Raw genomic sequence first — 21,654 nt, 5'->3', positions numbered from 1 at the left:
TGCGTCCGTGCCGTATCGTGGACCGAACTGGAACGCTCTTCCGGAACTATACGGAATAGCTTTCCGTTTATGCAAGCTGTCAGGAGAACTCTGTGCGCGCCGATGCCCGACGCAACCTCGACGCGTTGACCGACGCCGCGAAGGCCGTGTTCGCGACGGACGGGGTCGACGCACCCGCGAAGGTGATCGCGGACCGCGCTGGAGTCGGCGTCGGCACGCTCTACCGGCACTTCCCCCAGCGTTCCGACCTGGTCGTCGCCGTGTTCCAGCGCGCGGTCGACGCCTGCGCGGACGCTGCCCCGACGCTCGCGGCCGAGTACGCACCGGACGAGGCACTCGCCCGGTGGCTCCAGCGGTTCACCGAGTTCGTCGCAACGAAGCGCGGGCTCGCCTCGGCGCTCCACTCCGGGGACCCTGCGTTCGAGGCCCTGCCGGACTACTTCCTCGGGCGACTCGGCGACGCGCTCACCGGGCTGCTCGACGCCGCCGCGGCAGCCGGCACGATCCGCGCCGACGTCGACGCACGCCAGCTCCTGCACGCCGTCGCGAACCTCTGCCACGGCGCACCGACACCGGAGCAGAGCCAGCTGATGGTCGGACTCCTGGTGGACGGACTGCGCTACCGCGCGACAGTCTGAGGCCTCAGCGCCCCGGGTGCAGGCGTGACGCGGCGGTCGAGCGCACGGCGTCGGTGACCCGGTCCAGCAGGGGCGAGGCCAGGTTCCAGCGCTGCCACCACAGCGCGACGTCCGCCCGACGCCCCGGGGTGAGTTCCACGAGCGACCCCTGCGCGAGGGCGTCGAGACACTGGGCCTCGGGCAACAGCCCCCATCCGAAGCCGAGCGTCACGGCCCGTGCGAAGTCCGCCGAGGTCGGCACGAAGTGTCGCGGTGCCCGGGGCGCGTGGCCGACGACACGGCGCAGGAAGCCCTGCTGCAGGTCGTCGTCGTGGTCGTAGTCGACGAGCGGGACACGATCGAGCCGCTGCAGCATCCGCCGTTCGGTGTCCGCACCGTCGAGGTACCTCGTGACGAAGTCCGGCGATGCCACGGCGCGGTACCGATCGATCCCGAGCAGGACCGACGAGCACCCCTGGACGGGCTCGGCCTCTGCCGTGACCGCGGCCATCACCGTCCCGGCTCGCAGCAGTTCGGCCGTGCGGTCCTGGTCCTCGCGGTGCAGGTCGAACACGACCTCGGTGTCCGCCCGGACCAGGGCGAGAGCGTCGAGGAACCACGTGCCGAGGGAGTCGGCGTTGACCGCGAGCGGGATCGACGGGATCCCGCCGTCGTCGGCACCGCCGCCGGTGCCGAGGGAACGGGCGGTCTCCTCGTCGAGGAGCCGGACCTGTCTCGCATGGCGGAGCACCACGGCGCCGTCGGCGGTCGGGACGATCGGCGTCGTGCGCTGCACCAGCACCCGGCCGACGAGCTGCTCCATCGCCTTGATCCGCTGCGACACCGCGGAGGGCGTGATCGCCAGCGCCCGGGCGGCAGCGTCGAAGGTCCCGAGGTCGACCGCGGCGAGCAGCGTCTCGAGGTGGTCGCGGTGGAGGCGCAGCATGAGCAGAGCTTACGGTGCATCAGGAACGTGAGCTGTACTACACGACTCCGCGTCCGTACGGTCGTCGTGTGACCGCACTCCTCCCCGCTCTCTCCGGCCTCGGTACCGGGCTCGCGCTCATCGTGGCGATCGGCGTGCAGAACACGTACCTGCTCCGGCTCGCCGTGAGTGCGCGACTCCGGGTGGTGGTGGCAGCGGTCGTCGTGTGTGCGGTGTCCGACGCGGTGCTCATCCTCGCGGGGGTGCTCGGCGTGGGCGCGGTGGTCGAGCGGTTCCCGGTGGCGCTCGTCGTGATCCGGTTCGTGGGTGCGGCGTTCCTGCTGACCTACGGCGCGCTGGCCGCGCGTCGGGCGGTGCGGCCGTCCGGGGATGCGATCCGGGTCGGAGCCTCGGACGACGGGGTCCCCGTGGGGTCGGGGTCGGGGTCGGGGTCGGCGTCGGGGGCGGGGTCGGGGTCGGCGTCGGGGGCGGGGTCCGCCGTGATGGCGCCCGCTGATGGACATCGCGCCCCGGCACGTGCGGGCGCGACGGTCGTGGCGGGGCGCGATGCATCCGCGGACGGGACGGACGGAGCGGACCAAGCCGGACGAGCCGGACGGACAGCACCCACCCTGCGTGCCGCGGTCCTGACCATGCTCGTCTTCACGTGGGCGAACCCGCACGTCTACCTCGACACGCTCGTGTTCCTCGGATCCGTCGCGAACCAGCAGGGTGTGGACGACCGCTGGTGGTGGACGATCGGCGCCGTCGCCGCGAGCTGCCTGTGGTTCGGAGCGCTCGGGTTCGGCGGGCGGCTGCTGCGCCCGCTCTTCGCGAAGCCCATCACCTGGCGCGTGTTCGACGCGGTGGTCGCCCTCGTGATGCTGGCGTTCGGCGTCGCGCTGCTCGTCGGCGCCTGACGCACGCGGGGTCCACTGGCCGTTCGCACAACCGGAAGCAGTCCGTGCCACGGAACATCGTGGCGCGGACTGCTTCCGGTTGTGCGGGAGCGATCGGCGCCGTGCGTCCGTTCGGGCGCGGCCGCCCTGACGTGACTACTGCAGCCCGCGGCCCACCCGGCTGTGCCGACGGCTGTACCCGAAGTAGACGATGAACCCGATCGCGAGCCAGATCACGAAGCGCAGCCAGGTCTCGACCTCGAGGTTGAGCATCAGCCAGAAGCACAGCACCGCGGACAGGATCGGCAGCACGGGCGACCACGGCACGCGGAAGGATCGCGGTGCATCCGGCCGCGAGCGACGCAGCACGACGATACCGATCGACACGAGCACGAACGCGGACAGCGTGCCGATGTTGATCATGCCCTCGAGCTTGTCCACCGCCGTGAACCCGGCGAGCACCGCGACGACGACGCCCGCGACGACCTGCACCCGGACCGGGGTCTGCGTCTTCGGGTTCGTGACCGAGAACCAGCGGGGCAGGAGCCCGTCGCGGCTCATCGAGAACACGATGCGCGACAGGCCGAGGAGCAGCACCATGACCACCGTGGTGAGGCCGATGAGCGACCCGATCGCGATGATGCCGGCGGCCCACGGGAGCCCGACGAGGTCGAACGCGGTGACGAGCGACGGCGAGTCGGCCGATGCGAGCTGCTTGTACGACACCATGCCCGTGATCACGACGCTGACGCCGACGTACAGCAGCGTCACGATGCCGAGCCCGATGAAGATGCCGCGCGGCAGGGTCTTCTGCGGGTTCTCGGTCTCCTCGGCGCTGGTGGCGACGACGTCGAAGCCGATGAACGCGAAGAACACCAGCGACGCCGCGGCGAGCAGCCCGAAGACGCCGTACTGCGCGGGCTCGGAGCCGGTGAACCACGAGACGAGCGACTGGGTCCAGACGCTGCCCTCCTGGCCCTTCGTCGGCTGGGCCGGTGGGATGAACGGGGTGAAGTTGGCCGCCTTGACGAAGAACGCACCGACGACGATGACGAACACGACGATCGCGACCTTGATGATCGTGATGACGGCCGAGACGCGCGAGGACAGCCGGGTGCCGAACGCGAGCAGCACGGTGAAGATGCCGACGATCAGGACCGGCCCCCACGTGAAGCCGATCGGCCCGAGGGCGATCGTGCTCGGCAGGTTGACACCGAACACCTCGAACGCCTGGCTCAGGTAGATGCCCCAGTACTTCGCGATCACGGCGCTGGCGGTCAGCGTCTCGAGGATCAGGTCCCAGCCGACGATCCACGCCAGGAGCTCGCCCATCGTGGCGTAGGTGAACGTGTACGCGGAACCGGCGACGGGGATCGTCGAGGCGAACTCGGCGTAGCACATGATCGCCAGGCCACACGTGACGGCGGCGAGGAGGAACGAGATGATGACGCCGGGTCCGGCGAAGTTCGCCGCGGCGTTCGCGCCGACGGAGAAGATCCCGGCACCGACCGCGACCGCGATGCCCATGGCCGCGATGTCGAAGGTCTTCAACGATCGCTTGAGCGACCGCCCCTGTTCTTCGGAGTCGGCGAGGGAGGCCTCGATCGACTTCGTGCGGAGCTTCGTTGCCATGGGTGGATCCCGTCATCGGCTGGCGGTGGACCCCGGAAGGGTACTGGTGTACCACCCCGGCACGCAAAGCGTGCGTCGGCCTGTCCGGCCTGGAGGCTCGGTGTCAGTCCGCCGCGCGACGCCAGTCCGACAGGTAGCGGGCTCCCGCCTCGTCGTGGATCACGCCGTCGGGTGCGGTCAGCACGGGGTACGGCGTCGCAGGGACACCGTCGGACGGACGGACGTCGACGTGCGCCACCTCGTGGCCGTTCGCGTGCAGCCAGTCCGCCATCGCGTAGTCGCTGCGCGAGTCGCCCATCGTGCGCCACGCGAGCGGCAGGTCGCCGTCCTCGGCCAGGAGCTGGAGGGAACGCTCGGCTCCCATGTCCTTGCCGCTGCGGTCGGCCTCGACGTCGGTGGAGATGATCGTCGGGTCGATGCGCCACTGCACGGAGCCGTCGGCCGCCGGACGGACGTCGTCGAGTCGGCGGACCCCGAGTCCACGGCGCTGGAGTGCGGCCATCGCCCGCTCGTCGAACTCCGGCTGTCGGGCGAGGTACGTGGCGTTCGGGATCTCGACGCGCTGCTCGATGGACACCATCGCCCGCTTCGTCTCGTCGAAGAAGACCAGGTCGGCGTAGTCGCTCCTGACGAGCTCGCGCATCTCGTCCGCGTAATCGCGGGGCAGCGCGAGGTCCTCGGCGACCGTGATGTCACCCATGCCGTCCTCGAACTGCGGGCCGATCGAGCACCACACGGCACCCTTCTCGCACACCGCGTGCACCCGACCGCCCGGCGCGAGGCCGCCGGCGAGCAGGGGCTTCACGACCTGCTCACGGATGAAGGCATCGCTGCGGCCGGTGTTGAACACCACGGGGATACCCGCTGCGGCGAGCGCGACCAGGTCGTCGACGATGCTGGGGATCGCGATGGTGCGGGAGACGGGACTGGCGATGGGGCCGTCGACGTCCAGCAGGAGTCCGAGTCGTGGTGCGCTCACCCGACCATCCTCCCCCACGTTCAGCGTTGCAGTGCCCCGACCCGGGTGAGGAGCCCCTGGAGCGTGGCGGCGTCCGGCGAGTGGTCCTGCCCGGGAACCACGACGAGTTCCGATCCCGGGATGGCGTCGGCGGTGGCCCTGGCGGCGAGGCCGAGCCAGCCGGCGCTGTCGGTACCGGATCCGACGACGATCGGGACCCCGACGGCGGACAGCGTCCGTTCCGGGATCGCGAGGCCGTTCAGCATCCGGACGTCGCGGGCGAGCACGTGCGCGTCGGCGAGGAAGGTGCGCCAGAGCGCCGGTCGCAGGCGGTAGGCGCTGACCTGCCCCATCGGGAGCCCGAGCACCTGCGCGAGGAACGCCCGGACAGCAGCTGCTCGTCGGCCGGCCGCGACGTGCTCGTCCAGGCTGTCGGCGAAGACGACGTCGTCCGCGTGCGGGTCGACGGTCGCACGGTACGGCGGCTCCCAGAGCACGGCGGCCTCCACCGGCAGCCCGGTGGCGAGGGCGTGCAGGACGACACCGGCGCCGACGCACACGGCGACGACGGTGACAGGCCCCTCCACCGAGTCGACGACGGCACGGAGGTCGTCGACCTCGCGCTCGATCGACCACGGGTCGGTGTCGCCGCTGTCGCCTCGACCGCGCCGGTCGTAGGTGACCACACGGCGCTCGACCGCGAGTCCCTGCACGACCTCTTCGACGAAGGGGGTACCGCGGTGGCCGAAGGCTCCCCCCACGACCACCACCGCCGGACCGGAGCCGGCGTCGGACACCGCGATGCGGGTGCCGTCGGTGGAGACGACCGTGCGGTCGACTGATGCGTGCATGGAGTCCTCGGAGGTGTGTCGACGGCGCTGCGTCGGGTCCTCGGGTGGACCGTGCGAGTCGGTTGTCTGCAGTGTCGCAGCAATGGTGACCGTTGCAACATCCCACCTTCCGGGGGCAGACAGTTCCGATCCGGAACGGAACCGGGGTGCCTCAGCGGTCCCGGTAGACCTCGCGTCGGTGCCCGGCATCCACCACGACGACGACCAGTCGACCGTCGTCGATCTGGTAGATCAACCGGTAGTCGCCGGCACGTACCCGCCACCCCGGCCGGTTGGTCAACTTGCGTGCGGCAGGCGGGCGCGGGTGCTCAGCCAGGATCGCGAGGAGCGCCTCGATCCGACGACGTCCATCGGGCGGGAGTTTCCTGATGACACGTCGCGCGGCCGGCATCACCTCGACCGTGTACGTCACCCGAGTCCGAGTTCTCGCTTGAGGTCGTCCCACTTCACGTTCTCGCCGCCGATGCGCGCGTTCTCGGCCATCGCGGCGTCGTAGGCCACGATGTCGTCGAGGTCTTCGGCGGCTTCGAGCAACCGGTCGAGGATGTTCGCGTCGACGACAGCGGCGACCCGCTTGTTGCGCCGCGTCAGGTACACGGGTTCATGTCGGGCGTCATCGATGATCGACGCCAGGCGGGTGCGTGCTTCGGAGATCGACACTTCGCTCACTCGTACATTCTAGAGCGTTTTGTACAAGTCAAGCAGGTCAGACGAGCGCCGTGGTTCCCACGGACTCCCGCTCGAGCAACGACCGCTTGACGTCGACGCCCCACGCGAACCCGCCGAGCGAGCCGTCCGAGCGGAGCACCCGATGGCACGGCACGAACAGCGCCGGGGCGTTCCGTGCACACACGCTCGCAGCCGCCCGGACGGCCTCGGGACGCCCCATCGCCGCGGCGAGCTCGGTGTACGTGAAGGTCGAACCAGCGGGGATCTGCCGGAGCTGCCGCCAGCCTTCTGCGAAGAGCTCGGTGCCGAACTGCCGGACGGGGACCTGCATGGCGTGCTCGATCTCGCCGGCGTAGAACGCGTCGACGGCATCGGCCGAGGAGACGCTGCCGGCGCGCACGAGTGCCGGTCGGTGTCGGGCGACGACGCGGGCGACGATGCGCTCCGCGGAGTCCGTCCAGCCGGATGCGAGCACCCGGCCGTCATCGTCTTCGAGCACCGTGAACGGGCCGTCGGGGGTGTCGAGCGTGGCGATCACTGCGTCGGTCATGGAGTGTCCTTCCGAGGGTTCTGGTGAGCTGCACGGGCGGCGAGGGCCGCGCGGTCGACGATCGGCCGCCAGCAGTGCATCGTGAGGTAGCTCCGCCAGGGGGCGACCTGGTCCGACCATAGGGACAGCTCGCGCGCCGAACCGGGCAACCCGAGTTCCTGTGCACCGTTGCGCACGGCGAGGTCGGTGTGGAGGAACAAGTCCGGATGGTGCCGGACCCGCAGCGCGACGTAGTCCGCCGTCCACGGCCCGATGCCACGCACCGCGAGGAGCCCGTTCCGGAGGTCGTCGAGCGACTGCCCGCCGTCGACGACGAGCGAGCCGTCCGCCAGCGCCTCCGCGACCCGCAGGATCGTCTGGATCCGGGCACCCGGCCCCCGCAGGACCGCGCCGCCACGCGACGCGATGTCCGCTGCGGAGGGGAAGAGCAGGCCGTCCGATGCGATCGCCGTCGGCACCGGCGTCCCGAGCGCGGCCACGAGTCGGCCCTGCGCGGTGCGGGCCGCCGCCACCGAGACCTGCTGGCCGATGAGGGTGCGGAAGACGACCTCGTGCGCGTCGATCGCGCCGGGCAGCCGGATCCCCGGGACCCGTTCGACCGCCGGCACGAGCGTCGGCACCGACGCGAGGACCGAGTCGACCGCGACCGGGTCGGCATCGAGGTCGAACAGTGCCCGCACCCGCGCGACCAGCGTGGGCAGGTCGCTGAGGTCGGTGACCCGGACGACCAGGTCGACACCGGTGCCCCGGCCGGCCGCATCAGGGACCGCGGCCGACGCGCTGAACCAGCCAGGGCCTCCAGGCAGGGCGACCAGGCGGCCGTAGGAGGTGACGGTGCCGTCGGCGGACCGGACCACGTGCTCCAACCCGGGGAGCGCGTGCAGGGCGTGCCAGTCGAGGAGTCCCTGCCCGTCGAAGGGCGCCCGTGCCGGCAGGTGCACGTGCAGGCCGCCGTCGGCGACCGGGCGGACCCGGCGTCGGGCACGGAGCTCTGACGGTGTGACGGCGAAGACCTCGCGCACGGTGTCGTTGAACTGGCGGACGCTCGCGAACCCGGCCGCGAACGCCACGTCAGCGATCGGCAGGTCCGACGAGGTGAGCAGCGTCCGCGCGGTCTGCGCACGGTGGGCACGGCTCAGGGCCTTCGGTCCGGCACCGAGCTCCTCGGTCATGATCCGGCCGAGGTGCCGCTCCGAGTACCCCACGCGGGCAGCGAGACCGGGGACGCCCTCCCGCTCGACGACGCCGTCGAGGACCAGCCGCATCGCGCGGCCGGCGACGTCCTCGCGCAGGTCCCACTCCGGGCTCCCAGGTGTGGCCTCCGGCAGGCACCGCTTGCACGCCCGGAAGCCAGCGAGGTGGGCGGCGGCACTGGTCCGGTAGAACGTGACGCCCGTCGAGCGCGGTGTCCGGGCGGGGCAGCTCGGCCGGCAGTAGATGCCCGTGGAGTGCACGGCCGTCACGAACTGCCCGTCGAACCGGGCGTCGCGCGACGCGGCGATGCGGTACCGCTCGTCGTGCAGCGGGTCGGGTCCTGTGGCGGTCATGTGCCAAGCCTGACACGCCCCACCGTCATCGACTGGCGGAAATCGGACGCGGCAGCGGCCGGGCGGGCACCGTCCGGCTGGAGGCACGGCTAGCGTCGTCCGCATGGCTTCCGGTGTCGACGCGCGCGCGTCCAGTGCCCTGGGTCACGTCGCGCAGGTCGAGGTCGCCATGCTCCTCGTGTCCGGACGGCACCGCTACGAAGGACGTCCCGCCGACGGCGCGCTGCCCGCGGACGAAGAGGAACTCCGCGACCGGATCTCGCTTCGCGCGGGGCTCGGCATCGTCGGCGACCGGTACTTCGCGTCACGGGCGCACGTGCACGCGTCGGTCACCGTGATCGGACTCGAGGCACTGGAGGACGTCGGCCGCTCGCTCGGCATCGCCCTCGACCCCGCGAAGACCCGGCGGAACGTGTACCTGCGCGGGGTCGACGTCGAGGCGTTACGCGGGGAGCCGTTCTCGCTCGACACCGGCGACGGCCCCGTGCTGTTCCGCGGGTACCGCCCGGCGAACCCGTGCGCCTGGATGGACCACGAGCTCGCTCCAGGGGCGTTCCGGGCGATGCGCGGGCGGGGCGGGGTGCGGTGCGACCCGGAGTCCGACGGCGTGCTGACCCTCGGCGCGGCGGTGCTCCGCACGGCCGTCCCCGTCCCGCTCACGTAGCGCCCGCCCCGGAGACCGCTAGGCGGAGGCGGGGACCAGCGCCGCCTGGATCGCGTCGACGAACGCGGGCAGGTCGTCCGGGTTCCGGGACGTGATCACGGTGCCGTTCGTCTCGTCGACCTGGACCTCGCGGTCGACCCACTCGGCGCCGGCGTTCCGCACGTCGGTCTGCAGCGACGGGTACGAGGTGATCGTGCGACCCGGCAGGATCCCTGCTTCGACGAGGGTCCACGGCCCGTGGCAGATCGCCGCGACGGGCTTGCCCTGCTCGACGAAGGCCTTGACCAGGTCGACCGCCGTCGTCTCGCCGCGGATGGTGTCCGCGTTGATCGTGCCGCCCGGGACGACGAGGGCGTCGAAGTCGCCCGCGGAGACCGAGTCGAACGTGGTGTCGGGGTCCAGGGACTTGCCCGGGTCCTTGTCGCCGACGAGGGTCTGCACGGTGTCGGTGGTCTTCGCGGCGACCGTCACCGAGGCGCCGCGCTTCCGGAGTTCCTCGGTGGGGACGATGATCTCGTCCTGCTCCACGCCGTAGTTCGTGGTGATGACGAGGACGGTGGTTCCGTCGAGGGCTGCCATGGGTCGCTCCTTCCGCGGGTCGGGGTCTCCGACCGCGCCATCCACCGTGCTCGGTCACGCTGGAAGCCGACTCAGCCGCGCGGGCGACTCAGCCGCGCAGGCGACTCAGCCGTGCGGGCGACTCAGCCGCGCAGGCGGAACGTGCCGTCCTCGGCCGAGACCTCGATGCCGTCGAACCCGTGCACGCGGGCGAGGCCGATCGTGACGTCGTCCTCGAGCTCGCCGACGACCACCGTCGTCGCTCCCGAATCCACGGCCGCCCGGAGACCGGCTGGGGCGTCCTCGAACGCGACGCACTCCTCGGCGCGCAGCCCGAGCAGCGCCGCCCCGCGGACGTAACCGTCCGGGTGGGGCTTGCCGTGCTCGACGTCCTCCGAGGTGACGACCGCCTCGGGCACGTCCACCCCGGCGGCCCGCATCCGGTTCAGGGCGAGGTCACGCGGAGCACTCGTGACGAGCGCGACGGGCACACCAGCCTCGACGAGCCGCCGGACGAACGCCGCCGCCCCGGGGATCTCGATGATGCCGTGGGTGTTCTCGACCTCGTCCGCGACGAGCTCGTCGGCCAGCCGGCGCTGCTCGGTGGGGTCGAGGTCCGGCAGGAAGTGCCGGACGGTGTCGATCGTCTGCCGCCCGTGCGAGAACGCCAGGATGGTCGACGGCGCGATGTCGTGCTGCGCGCCGAATCGGCCCCACGCCCCTTCGACGATCGCGGTCGAGTCCACCAGGGTCCCGTCCATGTCGAAGAGGACCCCGGACGCCACGATGTCGATCACGAGCCCGACCCTACCTGCCACAGCCCGGTCGGCAGCCCTGCAGGCAGCACCCGAGATGGGTCAGCGATGCGTCCTGCGGCGTGCACGGATCGCGACGACGAGTGCGGCGACGAGAAGGACGAGTGCGCTCGCCCAAACCACGACCGGAGCACTCCGGAGACCCGGCACGACCTGGCCGAGCGCCATCACGGTCCCGGCGGCGAGACAGAGCACCGCCGCGGAGCGACTCCCGTTCTCTCGAGCTCGCATCGTCATCAGCCTCCCTCTCCGCGGTCAGCCTAGCCGATGTGTAACACTTCAGTCCACCTGCCGGACGTACCGCGTCAGCAGCACGTCGTCCGCGCCGCGGAGCACGTGCGCGAGCCGCATCCGCCGCAGGTCGGGCGAGGATCCCCGGGCGATCCTGGGTCCGGCGCCGCCCTCGAGGGACGGGTCGATCGTCAGGCAGAGCTCGTCGACGAGGTCAGCCGCGATCAGGGAGCCGAGGAACGACGGTCCGCCCTCGCAGTGGATCCGTCCGAGGCCGCGCGACACCAGGGTGTCCCGCACCAGCCCGACGTCCACGGAGTCCTCGCCGCAGGACACGACGTCCGCCACGGCTGCCAGCGCCTCACGGCGGTCGGCGGGCGCCGACGGCGAGGTCAGCACGATCGGACGCACCGGCGCATCCGTGAACACCGGCGACGACGGATCCAGCGACAGCGACCCGGACACGATCGCGAACACCGGGTGGTCGGGCATCCCGTGCGCACGACGCCAGGCGACGTCGGCGTCCCGCACCCGCATCGGGCCGTAGCCCTCGTCGCGGACGGTCCCCGCGGCGACGAGCACCACGTCGGTGACCCGGCGCAACAGGTCGAACACCCGCAGGTCGTCCGGGCCGCCGATGCCCGCCGTCACACCGCCGGCCGATGCCGACCCGTCCAGGGTGGTCACGAAGTTGACCCGAAGCCACCCGACGGACGACGTACCGGACGCAGGCCGGGCCTCCAGTCCGTACAGGGCGACCACCTGCTCGTCCGACAGGTCCGCGATCGACGGCGGGAGCACCACCGGCGGCAGCCCGCTCACGTGTTGTGCCGCGCTTCCACCGGCTCGCGCCAGCCGAGCGTCGCCTCCACCATGCGCATCGCGTCGACGGACTCCTGGACGTCGTGCATCCGGACGATCCGGGCGCCGAGCATCGCGCTCACCGTCGCGACCGCGAGCGATCCGGACAGCCGCTCGCCCCGGGGACGGCCGAGGGACTCGCCGACGAAGTCCTTGTTCGAGACCGCGGCGAGCACCGGGTAGCCGAGCGCGACCACCTCGGGCAGCCGACGGGTGAGCTCGAGCGTGTGGACGGTGTTCTTGTTGAGGTCGTGCCCTGGGTCGACGATGATCCGCGACTCCGGGATGCCGGCGGCGAGCGCCCGGTCGACCCGTTCCCGGAGGAACGCGACCACCTCCCCGGCGACGTCGGCGTACCGGGGCGGGGACGCCAGCGCGGTCCGTGGTGCCGCGAGCGAGTGCGTGATGACGATCGTGGCCTCGGAGTCGGCGACGACGGACGCCATCCGCGGGTCCGACAGCCCCGTCGTGTCGTTGACGACGCTCGCGCCGGCGGCGATCGCGGCCTGCGCGACCTCCGGACGGAAGGTGTCGACGCTGATCGTGACGTCCGACTGCTGGACGAGCTGCGCGACGACGGGGACCACGCGGTCGATCTCGTCGGCGGCGGGGAGCTCGGGGCCCGGCGCGAACTTCACGCCGCCGATGTCGACCCAGTCGGCGCCCTGTTCGGCGGCGCGGACCGCTGCGGCCACGGCGCGGTCGAGCTCGAACGTGGCGCCGCGGTCGTGGAAGGAGTCCGGCGTGCGGTTGACGATCGCCATCACCGCGATGCGGCGGTCGAAGTCGAAGGTGCGTCGGCCGATGGTGCGGACCGGGTGGCGCAGGGCGGGGACCACCCAGCCGGGTCCGGCGGCGGCCTGGAGGCTCGTGATGCGCCCGTCGGCGGTCAACCGTCCGCCTCCGCGTGCGTTCCGACCGGTGCGGCGTGCGTCGCGACCGGTGCCGTCGCCGCGGCGTGCGTCCCGATCAGGGCGATCGCCTCGGCACGTCCCGCCGGGTCGGCGAGCGCCCCGGTCGCAGCGACCGTGACCGTCGTGGACGCCGTCTGGCGCTCACCCCTGGTCGTCACGCACTGGTGTTGCGCGTCGAGGACCACGAGGACCCCGCCCGCGGCCAGCCCCTGTTGCACGGCGGCGACGACCTGCTCGCCGAGTCGCTCCTGCAGTTGCGGACGCGAGGCGAGCGCGTCGACGACCCGCGACAGCGTCCCGAGTCCGATGAGCCGCTCGCCGGGGGCGTACGCGAGGTGCGCGACACCGGTGAACGGCAGCAGGTGGTGCTCGCACACCGAGCGGAAGCGGATGTCACGGACGACGACCAGCTGCCCGCGTTCGGTGTCTCCGGCGTGCACCGTGCCGTCCCGCGCGATCGCCACCGCGTCGACGCCGGCGCCGTGGAAGAACTCGGCGAACGCGTCCGTGACCCGCTCCGGGGTACGGGCGAGTTCGGGGCGGTCGGGGTCCTCGCCGAAGGCCGCCAGCAGCTCACGCACCGCGGCCTCTGCGCGGGCACGGTCCATGCGCGACGTCACCCGTCCATCCAACACCAGGCCACCGACGTTGCCAGCGTCCTTTAAACTTCGTTGGTGAGCGCCCCGCAGACAACCGAAACGCCGTCCCGGAACCGAGTCGCTTCCGGCCTCGACCGCTTCTTCTCCATCACCCAGCGCGGTTCGACCATCCCCCGCGAGGTCCGCGGTGGCCTCGTGTCCTTCGTGACGATGGCGTACATCGTCATCCTCAACCCGCTCATCCTCGGTGGGTTCAGCGCCGACCAGGCCGCGAAGGACGTCACGGGCGGGTGGCTCGAGAACGCCCAGGTCGCCGCGGCCACCGGGCTCGTCGCGGGGCTGATGACGATCGCGATGGGCGTGATCGCGAACCTGCCGTTCGGCATCGCGGCGGGGCTCGGGATCAACTCGTTCCTCGCGGTGAGCGTCGTGCACCAGGTGACGTGGGCCGAGGCGATGGGCCTCGTGGTGATCAACGGCATCATCATCGTGATCCTGGCGTTGACCGGGATCCGGACGATGATCTTCACCGCGGTACCGGCGCAGCTCAAGGCAGCGATCACCGTCGGCATCGGCCTGTTCATCGCGTTCATCGGCCTCGTGGACTCCGGCTTCGTCCGCTCGTCCGGCCTGGCGTCGCCCCCGCTGCAGCTCGGCGAGGACGGCTCCGTCGGTGCGCTGCCGACGATCGTGTTCCTCATCGGCCTGGTCATCATCGGCACGCTCATGGCCAGGAAGGTCAAGGGCGCGCTGCTCATCGGCATCATCGCGACGACGATCATCGCGATCATCCTGCAGGCGATCTTCAACGTGCCCACCTCGGTCGACTCGAAGACCGGCTGGAACCTCAACGCCCCCGGCCTGCCGAGCGCGCTCTTCGCCTTCCCCGACCTGTCGCTCGTCGGCCACTTCGACTTCGGCGCGTTCAGCCGCATCGGGCCGTTGGCCGCGTCGATGCTCGTCTTCACCCTGGTCTTCACGAACTTCTTCGACGCCATGGGCACGATGACCGGTCTGGCGAAGGCCGCCGGTGTCGCGAAGCCCGACGGCACCTTCCCCCGCCTGCGTTCGGCGCTCGTCGTCGAGGGCGCAGGAGCCATCGCGGGCGGTGGCGCGTCGGTGTCGTCGAACACGGTGTTCATCGACTCCGCCGCCGGCATCGGCGAAGGAGCGCGCACCGGGTTCGCCTCGGTCGTCACGGGGCTGCTGTTCCTGGCGTCGATGTTCCTCACGCCGCTGACCCAGGTCGTCCCGCTCGAGGTCGCCGCCGCCGGGCTCGTGGTCGTGGGTGCGCTCATGGTCGCCCAGGTGAAGGACATCGACTGGGCCGACTTCGGCTCGGCGCTGCCGGCGTTCCTGACGATCGTCGTGATGCCGCTGACGTACTCCATCGCGAACGGCATCGGCGCGGGCTTCATCAGCTGGGTGCTCATCAAGGCGCTGTCCGGCCGTGGCCGCGAGGTCTCGTGGCTGCTCTACGTCGTCGCCGCCGGGTTCCTGCTGTACTTCGCGCGCGGTCCCCTGGAGTCGGTGCTCGGCGTCGGCTGACCCGCCGGTCCGTCATGCGAAAGCGACAGTTCCCTGCCAGGATCCGGCGGGGAACTGTCGCTTTCGCGGTCGCGGCGGGTGAGCGGACCGACCGGGAGGCCGTGAGTCAGCCCGGCAGGTCGGCCGGGGTCGCCTCGTGGTGGCGGCGGCCGGAGGTGCGCCGGTCCTCCTTCATGCCCGCCTCGAACAGGTGGCGGCGGCCGCCGACGAGTTCGTCCCGCGCGGTGCGTTCGAGCTCCTTGGCGAGGGCGTAGTACCCGTCGTCGTAGTCCTCGACGACCTGGAACGTCCACCGTCCTGCGATGACGTTCCGACCGACGAGCTCCGTGTCGATACGGTCCGCCAGGTCCGTGTGCCCGGCCTTCCTGAGCTGTTCGACGGCCTCGCCGAGGTCGAGGTCCGCACTGCCCGTCAGCCGGTGGAACCCGTAGAGCAGCCCGCGTGCGTGCTCGATCGTCTCGAGCGCTGCCGAGAGGGTCCCGAGTGCCTCGACCGTCGCTTCCGACACCCCGTCGGGTACCTGGTGCTGGTCGTCCGGGCCCTGTTCGTCCTCATTCATGCCTTCCCGTGTACACGGGCTCGCCCGCACGGTCGCCGAGACTCGGCGCGGGGCGCTCCATGAGGCGCCATGAGCCACCGAGCAGGGGCGCGAGCGTGACCACGGTGTAGATGCACGCGACGACGCCGAACGTCGTGGAGACGCCGATGCCGTCCGCGGCGACCCCGGCGAGCAGACCACCGAGCGGGATCCCCGCCCAGGACCCCGCGCCGAGCAACCCGAAGACCCTGGCGCGAATGTGCACCGGGATCCGCTCGAGCTCGACGGCGCCGAGGATCGGGTTGAGCGCCCCGGCCGCGAGGCCGGACAGGGCGGCAGCCCCGAGGACCCACGGCAGCCCCAGACCGAGCGCTGGGGCGAGCAACGACGGGCCGCCCGCGAGCACGAAGCACACCACGAACGTGATGCGCCGCGGGACCCGGTGCGCGACGTACCCGAACACCAGCGAGCCGAGGAACGCCGCCCCACCGAACGTCCCCGTGACGAAGCCGAGCGACTGCGCACCGCCGAGTCGTTCGTCCGCGTAGAGCGGCAGCAGGGTCGTGGACCGTGCCGCGTCGAGCAGGTTCGTGACGAGCACCAGCGCGATGATCAGCCGGAAGAACGGGTCCCGCACGCAGAACCGGAAGCCTTCGGCGATGTCACGCCAGTAGCCGGCCGACTCCGGTGCCACGGCCGCGACGTCGGCGACCGGTGTCGGGGCCTCCCGCACCACGAGCGCCGTCAGCAGTGCGGCGGCGCCGAACACGAGGGCCGTGCAGGCGAGCGCCGGCATCGGGCCGAGTGCCGCGACCAAGATCCCACCGACCGGAGCGCCGACCAGCACGGACAGACGCGCAGAGGCCTCGAAGTGCCCGACGGCCCGTTCGAGCGGCACGCCCGCCGCCGTCGCGAGCCCCGGGAGGAGTACCCGCCGGGCCGACTCCCCCGGCATGTCGAAGAGCCCGCTGACGAACACCAGCGCCAGCAGGGCCCAGAACGGCAGTCCGACGGTCCAGGCGAGCACCGGCATGGCGAGGAGTGTCGCGCCGCTGATGACGTCCGACCAGGCACTCGACCGGACGAACCCCACGCGCTCGACCAGCGCGCCGCCGAACGGCCCCCCGAGCACGATCGGGACGGTCGCCATGAACGCGGTGATCCCGACGTCCGTCGCCGACCCACCTCGCGCCAGCACGGCGAACGGCACGGCCACCGTGGTGACGACGTTGCCCACGCGCGAGACGACCTGGACGGCGAGGAGTGCCCGGAGCCGTCCGCGCGGGCTCAGGTGCGCGGCCATCGGTACGCCTGCTGCAGCACGAAGACCTGTTCGGAGCCGTCGTCCGCGGTGTGGTCTGCGCTGACGGGCAGCCAGCGCTCGACGACGTCGCGGAGCTCGGCGCCGAACCGCTCGAGCTCCGGCGCGGTGAGCCGGAGGACACGGTCGGCACTCATCGCCGCGGCCACCCACTCGCGCTCCATACCCGGTGCCCGGTCGACGAAGGCCTCGTAGTTCGCGGCGTAGACCCGGGCGACGGCACGGTCCAGCGCGCTGGCCGCCATCAACTGGTCCGGGTCGTCCATCGCGTCGGCGAGGTACCAGGACGACGAGGTGTGGGACGCTCGCCACCAGCGCTCGCGGCGATCGGTCCCATGCCCCTCGGCGGGCTCGATGAACCCGGCACCGGCCAGGCGCGTGCAGTGGTAGCTGATCGTGCCGGGAGCCTCGTCGATGAGGTCGCCCAGCATCGCGGCCGTCTGCGGACCGTTCGCCCGCAGCAGCCCGAGGATGCGCAGCCGGGTGGGGTGCGCCAGTGCCCGCATGTGTGCCGGGTCGTCGATGCGTCCGTCGTCCATGCGGCCCAGCGTAGATCCGCAAGGACTGTTGTGCAAGAGTCCTTGTGGACTTGGCGTGACTTCATCCGCGCCACGCCGTGCTGTTGCACACCATCGAGACGCGACCTAGCATTCGAACACACGTTCGAACGAGGGAGGACCCGATGATCGTCATCGATGCGGCCACGACGGTCTGGTGGGCGGACGGTGCGCCGGTCCGTCTCGTCTGGCAGGGGCGACGCTGGCGGGTGACCGACCACCCGACGCGGCTCACCGTCACACCGGCCGCGCTGCCGACCGCGATCACGCACGCCCCCGAACGCACGGTCGGGTGGCGCTTCCAGGTCACGGCCGAGGACGGCGAGACGCTCGTCGTCGACATCGTGCCCGACGGCTCCGCCTGGACCGTCGCGCGGACCTGGAACTGACCCCGGGCTCCGGGTACGGTCGCGACATGAGCAGGTGGATCGCGCTGCTGCGCGGCGTGAACGTCAACGGGATCACGATCCGGTCCGCCGAGCTGCGGTCCCTGTTCGAGTCGCGCGGGTACCGGAACGTCCGCACCGTCCTCGCCTCGGGCAACGTCGTGTTCGACGCGGACGCCGGTGCCGCCGAGCTCAAGCGGGAGGTCGAGCAGGCACTCCGTGACCGGTTCGGCTACGACGCCTGGATCGTGCTCGTCCCGCACGACGGGCTGGCCGCCGTGGTCGACGGGTTCCCGTTCGAGAGCGGCGCGGACCGGCACGACTACGTCGTGTTCGGGTCGGACGACGCCGCACTCGACGGCCTGCTCGCGGACCTCGAGCTGGACCCCGCGCTCGAACGGGCCGCCCGCGGGGACGGCGTCGTCTACTGGTCCTGCCCGAAGGGGTCGAGCACGGACACGCCCTTCGCGAAGCGAGCAGCGGCAGCCCGGTTCAAGCGGACGACGACGACCCGGAACGTGAACACGCTCCGGAAGCTGCTCTGATCGCGGGGCCGGCAGCCGTCCGGGTCAGGCGGTCGTCTCGTCCACCTCGTACTCCCGCTCGAGCGAGATCGTCGGGATCGACGCCGTGATGACGGAGCCGTCAGCGCGCAGGGTGCCCTGGATGTCACTGGTGGTCGGCGCGTGCCCGTCCATGCGCGGACCCTGGTGCGGGAGCGGCACGACCGTCGGTGCCTCCGCCGTGACGTCGAACGGCTGGTTGTGCACCCATGCGGTGAAGCCGTCGCCGGTCTCGACCGTGAACGTCATGCGCTCCTGTTCGAGGTCGACGCGGATCCGGGAGCCCCGGACGGTGATCCGGTAGGTCAGGCGCTCCCACGACTTCGGCAGCCGCGGGTTGAACGTCATCTTCCCGCCGTGGTCCCGCATCCCGCCGAACCCGTTCACGAGCCCGCCCCAGATGCCACCCGTCGACGCGATGTGCACGCCGTCCGTGGTGTTGCCGTGCAGGTCGGCCAGGTCGACGTAGAGCGCCGTGTTGAAGTACTGCTCCGCGAGCTCGTGGTAGCCGACCTCGGCCGCCATGATCGACTGCACGACGGCCGACAGGGTGGAGTCGCCCGTCGTCAGGGCGTCGTAGTAGTCGAAGTCGCGCCGCTTCTCGGCCGGGGTGAACTCGTGGCCCTGCAGGAACAGCGCGAGGACGACGTCGGCCTGCTTGAGCACCTGGAAGCGGTAGATGACCAGCGGGTGGTAGTGCAGCAGGAGCGGACGCTTGGACTCCGGCGTGTTCTCGAGGTCCCAGAGCTCCTTGTCGAGGAACTGGGCGTCCTGCGGGTGGATCCCCCGGTGCGGGTCGAACGGGATCTCCATCGACTCGGCGGCGCGCTCCCAGTCCACGATCTCGGACTCGTCGAGCCCGGTCCGCCTGACCATCCGGGCGTACTCCTCGGGGTCGTCGACCGCGAGCTCACGGCACGCGTTGACCGCGAACCACAGGTTCGCCCTGGCCATCACGTTCGTGTACATGTTGTCGTCGACGACGGTCGTGTACTCGTCCGGGCCGGTGACCCCGTCGATGTGGAACTTCTGGTCACCGTTCGAACGCCAGAATCCCAGGTCCTCCCACAGACGAGCGGTCTCGACGAGGATGTCGATCGCGCCGCGCTTCAGGAACTCCCGGTCACCGGACGCCCGCACGTACTGCATGAGGGCATGCGCGATGTCGGCGTCGATGTGGTACTGCGCGGTGCCGGCGGCGTAGTACGCGCTCGACTCCTCGCCGTTGATCGTCCGCCACGGGAAGAGCGCGCCGTGCTGGTTGAGCTCGCGCGCACGGGAGCGCGCGGAGTCGAGCATGTTGTAGCGGAAGCGCAGGGCGTTCCTGGCGACGATCGGCGCCGTGTACGACAGGAACGGCAGGACGTAGATCTCCATGTCCCAGAAGTAGTGTCCGCCGTAGCCGGACCCGGTGACGCCCTTCGCCGCGATGCCGTGCCCGTCGGTGCGTGCGGTGGCCTGCGCGAGCATGAAGAGGTTCCAGCGGACGGCCTGCTGGATCTCCGGCTGCCCCGCGATCTCGACGTCGCTGCGCTCCCAGTAGTCGTCCATCCACGTGCGCTGCTTGGCGAACGTCTCCTCGACGGTCTCGGCGTGTGCACGGTCCAGCGTGCGGTCGCACCGATCGGCGAGTTCGCGCGCCGGTACCCCGCGGGACGTGTGGTAGACCACGTTCTTGGTCAGGCGGATCGGCTGCCCGGCCTTCGCCTGGACCCGGTAGATGTGCTTGGCGAGGTCGTCCTCGATCGACGACGACTCGTCCCAGGTGTTGTCCGTCTCGAGCCGGTGCTCGACACCGACGCAGATCGTCATGCCCGAGCTGGCGGCCTGGTACCCGAGCAACGACCGGGTGCCGGAGTTGCGCTTGATCTTCGGCTCGAGGACCCGCTCGGTGAACGCCTCGGCCTTGCGCGGGTCGAACGCGGTCGCCGCCGCACGCATCCCCGCGTGGTACTCGTCGACGACGTCCTGCCGGTTCAGGATCTGGCTCGACAGCAGCACCGAGGCGTCCGCGTCGAGCATCGTGACCTCGTAGTCGATGACGGCGAGGTGTCGGTCCGTGAACGAGACGAGCCGACGCGAGCGGATGAGCACGCGCTTGCCCGACGGCGTCGACCACTCCGTCTCGCGCAGCAGGTACCCGCCGCGGAAGTCCAGCCTGCGGGTGTGCCGCAGGATGTCCGCTTCGGCCAGAACCAGCGGCTCGTCGTCGACGTAGAGCCGGATCACCTTGGCGTCGGGCGCGTTGATGATCGTCTGCCCGGTCTTGGCGAAGCCGAAGGCGTCCTCGGCGTGCCGGATCGGCCACGTCTCGTGGAACCCGTTGATGTACGTGCCGTACTGCACGCCGCCGCGGCCCTCGTCGAGGTTGCCGCGGAGGCCGAGGTAGCCGTTGCCGACAGCGAAGTTCGTCTCCGCGACACCCTGCTCGTCGGGGGCGTACTCCGTCTCGACGAGCGCCCACTCGTCGACGGGGTAGCGCACACGATCGAGGGGATCCAAGGTGATGGGGTTCATGGGTGCTCCGTGGGAAGGGAGGTGGTCGGGGACGTCCTGGAGGCACGGATCGCGCCGTGCAGGCCGCCTACGTCGTCTGCGTGGCCGGCTGGGGCAGTTCGGCGATGAGGTCGGCGAGGTCCGTCACGACGACGTCGGCGCCGTTCGCGAGCAGCTCGTCGGCGCCCGCTCCACGGTCGACGCCGATGACGAGCCCGAAGGCGCCGTTCCGTCCGGCCGCCACACCACTCGTGGCGTCCTCCACCACGACGCACTCGGCCGCCCTCAGTCCGAACCGGCTCGCCGCGTCGAGGTAGGTGTCCGGAGCGGGTTTGCCGGGGAGTCCGTCCTCGCGGGCGACGAGCCCGTCGACGATGACCGGGAACCGTTCGAGGATGCCGGCCGTCCGGAGGACCTCCACCGCGTTCGCCGAGCTCGACACCACCGCGACCGAGAGCCCGGCGTCGATGGCCGCGACGAGGAACCGCAGCGAGCCCGGGTAGGGCTCGACACCGTGCTCGTGCAGCTCCGCGGTGAACTCGGCGTTCTTCCGGTTGCCGAGCCCGCACACGGTGTCCTGGTCGGGGGTGTCGTCGGGGGTTCCCTGCGGCAGCTCGATGCCGCGGGAGTCGAGCAGGGATCGGACTCCGTCGTACCGGGGCTTGCCATCGATGTACGCGAAGTAGTCCTGCTCCGTGTACGGGTCGACGCCGTGCGCGGCGAGGTAGGGCGTGAAGAGCCGGCTCCAGGCGCGCATGTGCACGTCGGCCGTCGGCGTCAGCACCCCGTCGAGATCGAAGAGGAGGGCTCGCGTGTCAGCGAGGCGCGCAGGGGTCCGCCGGTCCGACGACGTCATGGACAACCTTCCAGGGGGGTGGTGTCGTACGAGTGCTGCGCCCGAGTCTAGGACCGCTCCAGTCCCCTCGTTCGACCGACCCACCAGGTACGGTCGGGG

At 71.2% G+C, this 21,654-nt stretch carries 24 protein-coding genes; 6 read left to right on the top strand and 18 right to left on the bottom strand.

The window, feature by feature from the left end; genetic code table 11:
* Nucleotides 1-92 precede the first annotated feature (92 nt).
* Nucleotides 93-638, top strand: a complete 546-nt coding sequence (locus ACEN9V_RS12915) for a TetR/AcrR family transcriptional regulator (protein WP_281266081.1) — start codon at nt 93-95, stop codon at nt 636-638.
* 4 nt (nt 639-642) lie between these two features.
* Here ACEN9V_RS12915 and ACEN9V_RS12910 read toward each other — a convergent pair whose 3' ends face one another.
* The gene (locus tag ACEN9V_RS12910) at nt 643-1,563 is read right to left on the bottom strand and encodes a LysR family transcriptional regulator ArgP (RefSeq protein WP_413600657.1); all 921 of its coding nucleotides are present in this window, start codon (nt 1,561-1,563) and stop codon (nt 643-645) included.
* A 68-nt stretch (nt 1,564-1,631) separates the two neighbouring features.
* Between ACEN9V_RS12910 and ACEN9V_RS12905 the strand changes: the two genes are divergently transcribed.
* Nucleotides 1,632-2,462 (top strand): LysE/ArgO family amino acid transporter, encoded by an 831-nt coding sequence (locus tag ACEN9V_RS12905; protein ID WP_413600656.1) that lies wholly within the window; start codon nt 1,632-1,634, stop codon nt 2,460-2,462.
* A 135-nt stretch (nt 2,463-2,597) separates the two neighbouring features.
* On the opposite strand, the gene ACEN9V_RS12900 is transcribed toward ACEN9V_RS12905, so the two are convergent.
* The 7 genes from ACEN9V_RS12900 to ACEN9V_RS12870 all read right to left on the bottom strand — a co-directional run bounded on the left by ACEN9V_RS12900 (nt 2,598) and on the right by ACEN9V_RS12870 (nt 8,648).
* The gene (locus ACEN9V_RS12900) at nt 2,598-4,073 is read right to left on the bottom strand and encodes an APC family permease (RefSeq protein ID WP_413600655.1); all 1,476 of its coding nucleotides are present in this window, start codon (nt 4,071-4,073) and stop codon (nt 2,598-2,600) included.
* Between the two features lie 103 nt (nt 4,074-4,176).
* Nucleotides 4,177-5,052, bottom strand: coding sequence for a hypothetical protein (locus tag ACEN9V_RS12895; protein ID WP_413600654.1), 876 nt, complete (start codon nt 5,050-5,052; stop codon nt 4,177-4,179).
* 20 nt (nt 5,053-5,072) lie between these two features.
* Nucleotides 5,073-5,882: an alpha/beta fold hydrolase gene (locus tag ACEN9V_RS12890; RefSeq protein ID WP_413600653.1), complete on the bottom strand. Its 810-nt coding sequence runs from the start codon at nt 5,880-5,882 to the stop codon at nt 5,073-5,075.
* A 151-nt stretch (nt 5,883-6,033) separates the two neighbouring features.
* On the bottom strand, nt 6,034-6,273 hold the full coding sequence (locus ACEN9V_RS12885) for a type II toxin-antitoxin system RelE family toxin (RefSeq protein WP_413600652.1): 240 nt from the start codon (nt 6,271-6,273) through the stop codon (nt 6,034-6,036).
* 17 nt (nt 6,274-6,290) lie between these two features.
* A complete protein-coding gene (locus ACEN9V_RS12880) occupies nt 6,291-6,551 on the bottom strand; it encodes a type II toxin-antitoxin system Phd/YefM family antitoxin (protein WP_413600651.1) in 261 nt (86 codons plus the stop codon).
* A 37-nt stretch (nt 6,552-6,588) separates the two neighbouring features.
* Complete coding sequence (locus ACEN9V_RS12875; RefSeq protein ID WP_413600650.1) at nt 6,589-7,101, bottom strand: methylated-DNA--[protein]-cysteine S-methyltransferase; 513 nt, start codon at nt 7,099-7,101, stop codon at nt 6,589-6,591.
* Complete coding sequence (locus ACEN9V_RS12870; protein ID WP_413600649.1) at nt 7,098-8,648, bottom strand: DNA-3-methyladenine glycosylase 2 family protein; 1,551 nt, start codon at nt 8,646-8,648, stop codon at nt 7,098-7,100. The genes ACEN9V_RS12875 and ACEN9V_RS12870 overlap by 4 nt, the downstream gene beginning before the upstream one ends.
* A 103-nt stretch (nt 8,649-8,751) precedes the next feature.
* Here ACEN9V_RS12870 and ACEN9V_RS12865 point away from each other — a divergent pair, with 103 nt between their 5' ends.
* Nucleotides 8,752-9,312 carry a molybdenum cofactor biosysynthesis protein gene (locus ACEN9V_RS12865; RefSeq protein ID WP_413600648.1) on the top strand — a complete coding sequence of 187 codons (561 nt, stop codon included), beginning with the start codon at nt 8,752-8,754 and terminating at the stop codon, nt 9,310-9,312.
* Between the two features lie 18 nt (nt 9,313-9,330).
* Here the strand turns inward: ACEN9V_RS12865 and ACEN9V_RS12860 are convergent, their stop codons facing one another.
* The 5 genes from ACEN9V_RS12860 to folE form a co-directional block, all read right to left on the bottom strand.
* Entirely contained in the window at nt 9,331-9,891 is a 561-nt protein-coding gene (locus tag ACEN9V_RS12860; protein ID WP_413600647.1) for a type 1 glutamine amidotransferase domain-containing protein, read from the bottom strand.
* A 122-nt stretch (nt 9,892-10,013) separates the two neighbouring features.
* The gene (locus ACEN9V_RS12855; RefSeq protein WP_413600646.1) at nt 10,014-10,667 is read right to left on the bottom strand and encodes an HAD-IA family hydrolase; all 654 of its coding nucleotides are present in this window, start codon (nt 10,665-10,667) and stop codon (nt 10,014-10,016) included.
* Nucleotides 10,668-10,964: 297 nt separating this feature from the next.
* Nucleotides 10,965-11,738 carry a pyrimidine reductase family protein gene (locus ACEN9V_RS12850; RefSeq protein ID WP_413600645.1) on the bottom strand — a complete coding sequence of 258 codons (774 nt, stop codon included), beginning with the start codon at nt 11,736-11,738 and terminating at the stop codon, nt 10,965-10,967.
* A complete protein-coding gene (gene folP / locus ACEN9V_RS12845) occupies nt 11,735-12,670 on the bottom strand; it encodes a dihydropteroate synthase (RefSeq protein ID WP_413600644.1) in 936 nt (311 codons plus the stop codon). Before folP ends, ACEN9V_RS12850 begins: the two co-directional genes overlap by 4 nt.
* Nucleotides 12,667-13,299, bottom strand: a complete 633-nt coding sequence (gene folE, locus ACEN9V_RS12840; protein WP_413603059.1) for a GTP cyclohydrolase I — start codon at nt 13,297-13,299, stop codon at nt 12,667-12,669. Before folE ends, folP begins: the two co-directional genes overlap by 4 nt.
* A 63-nt stretch (nt 13,300-13,362) precedes the next feature.
* Here folE and ACEN9V_RS12835 point away from each other — a divergent pair, with 63 nt between their 5' ends.
* Entirely contained in the window at nt 13,363-14,838 is a 1,476-nt protein-coding gene (locus ACEN9V_RS12835; protein ID WP_413600643.1) for an NCS2 family permease, read from the top strand.
* A 106-nt stretch (nt 14,839-14,944) separates the two neighbouring features.
* Here ACEN9V_RS12835 and ACEN9V_RS12830 read toward each other — a convergent pair whose 3' ends face one another.
* From ACEN9V_RS12830 to ACEN9V_RS12820, 3 genes are read right to left on the bottom strand one after another with little or no spacing between them, the layout of a single operon-like run.
* Nucleotides 14,945-15,397 (bottom strand): hypothetical protein, encoded by a 453-nt coding sequence (locus tag ACEN9V_RS12830; RefSeq protein ID WP_413600642.1) that lies wholly within the window; start codon nt 15,395-15,397, stop codon nt 14,945-14,947.
* Nucleotides 15,390-16,679, bottom strand: a complete 1,290-nt coding sequence (locus ACEN9V_RS12825; protein WP_413600641.1) for an MFS transporter — start codon at nt 16,677-16,679, stop codon at nt 15,390-15,392. The genes ACEN9V_RS12830 and ACEN9V_RS12825 overlap by 8 nt, the downstream gene beginning before the upstream one ends.
* Entirely contained in the window at nt 16,664-17,236 is a 573-nt protein-coding gene (locus tag ACEN9V_RS12820) for a helix-turn-helix domain-containing protein (RefSeq protein ID WP_413600640.1), read from the bottom strand. Before ACEN9V_RS12820 ends, ACEN9V_RS12825 begins: the two co-directional genes overlap by 16 nt.
* 143 nt (nt 17,237-17,379) lie before the next feature.
* Here ACEN9V_RS12820 and ACEN9V_RS12815 point away from each other — a divergent pair, with 143 nt between their 5' ends.
* The gene (locus ACEN9V_RS12815; protein ID WP_281266100.1) at nt 17,380-17,643 is read left to right on the top strand and encodes a hypothetical protein; all 264 of its coding nucleotides are present in this window, start codon (nt 17,380-17,382) and stop codon (nt 17,641-17,643) included.
* A 26-nt stretch (nt 17,644-17,669) separates the two neighbouring features.
* Entirely contained in the window at nt 17,670-18,185 is a 516-nt protein-coding gene (locus tag ACEN9V_RS12810; RefSeq protein WP_413600639.1) for a DUF1697 domain-containing protein, read from the top strand.
* A gap of 24 nt (nt 18,186-18,209) precedes the next feature.
* Here the strand turns inward: ACEN9V_RS12810 and ACEN9V_RS12805 are convergent, their stop codons facing one another.
* Together ACEN9V_RS12805 and ACEN9V_RS12800 are read right to left on the bottom strand one after the other, a co-directional pair.
* Nucleotides 18,210-20,720 carry a glycoside hydrolase family 65 protein gene (locus ACEN9V_RS12805; RefSeq protein WP_413600638.1) on the bottom strand — a complete coding sequence of 837 codons (2,511 nt, stop codon included), beginning with the start codon at nt 20,718-20,720 and terminating at the stop codon, nt 18,210-18,212.
* 67 nt (nt 20,721-20,787) lie between these two features.
* Entirely contained in the window at nt 20,788-21,555 is a 768-nt protein-coding gene (locus ACEN9V_RS12800; protein WP_413600637.1) for an HAD family hydrolase, read from the bottom strand.
* Nucleotides 21,556-21,654 lie beyond the last annotated feature (99 nt).

This window comes from Curtobacterium sp. Curtsp57 (assembly GCF_047324335.1).
GTDB lineage: Bacteria > Actinomycetota > Actinomycetes > Actinomycetales > Microbacteriaceae > Curtobacterium.
This window is presented reverse-complemented; position numbering and strand designations above follow the sequence as displayed.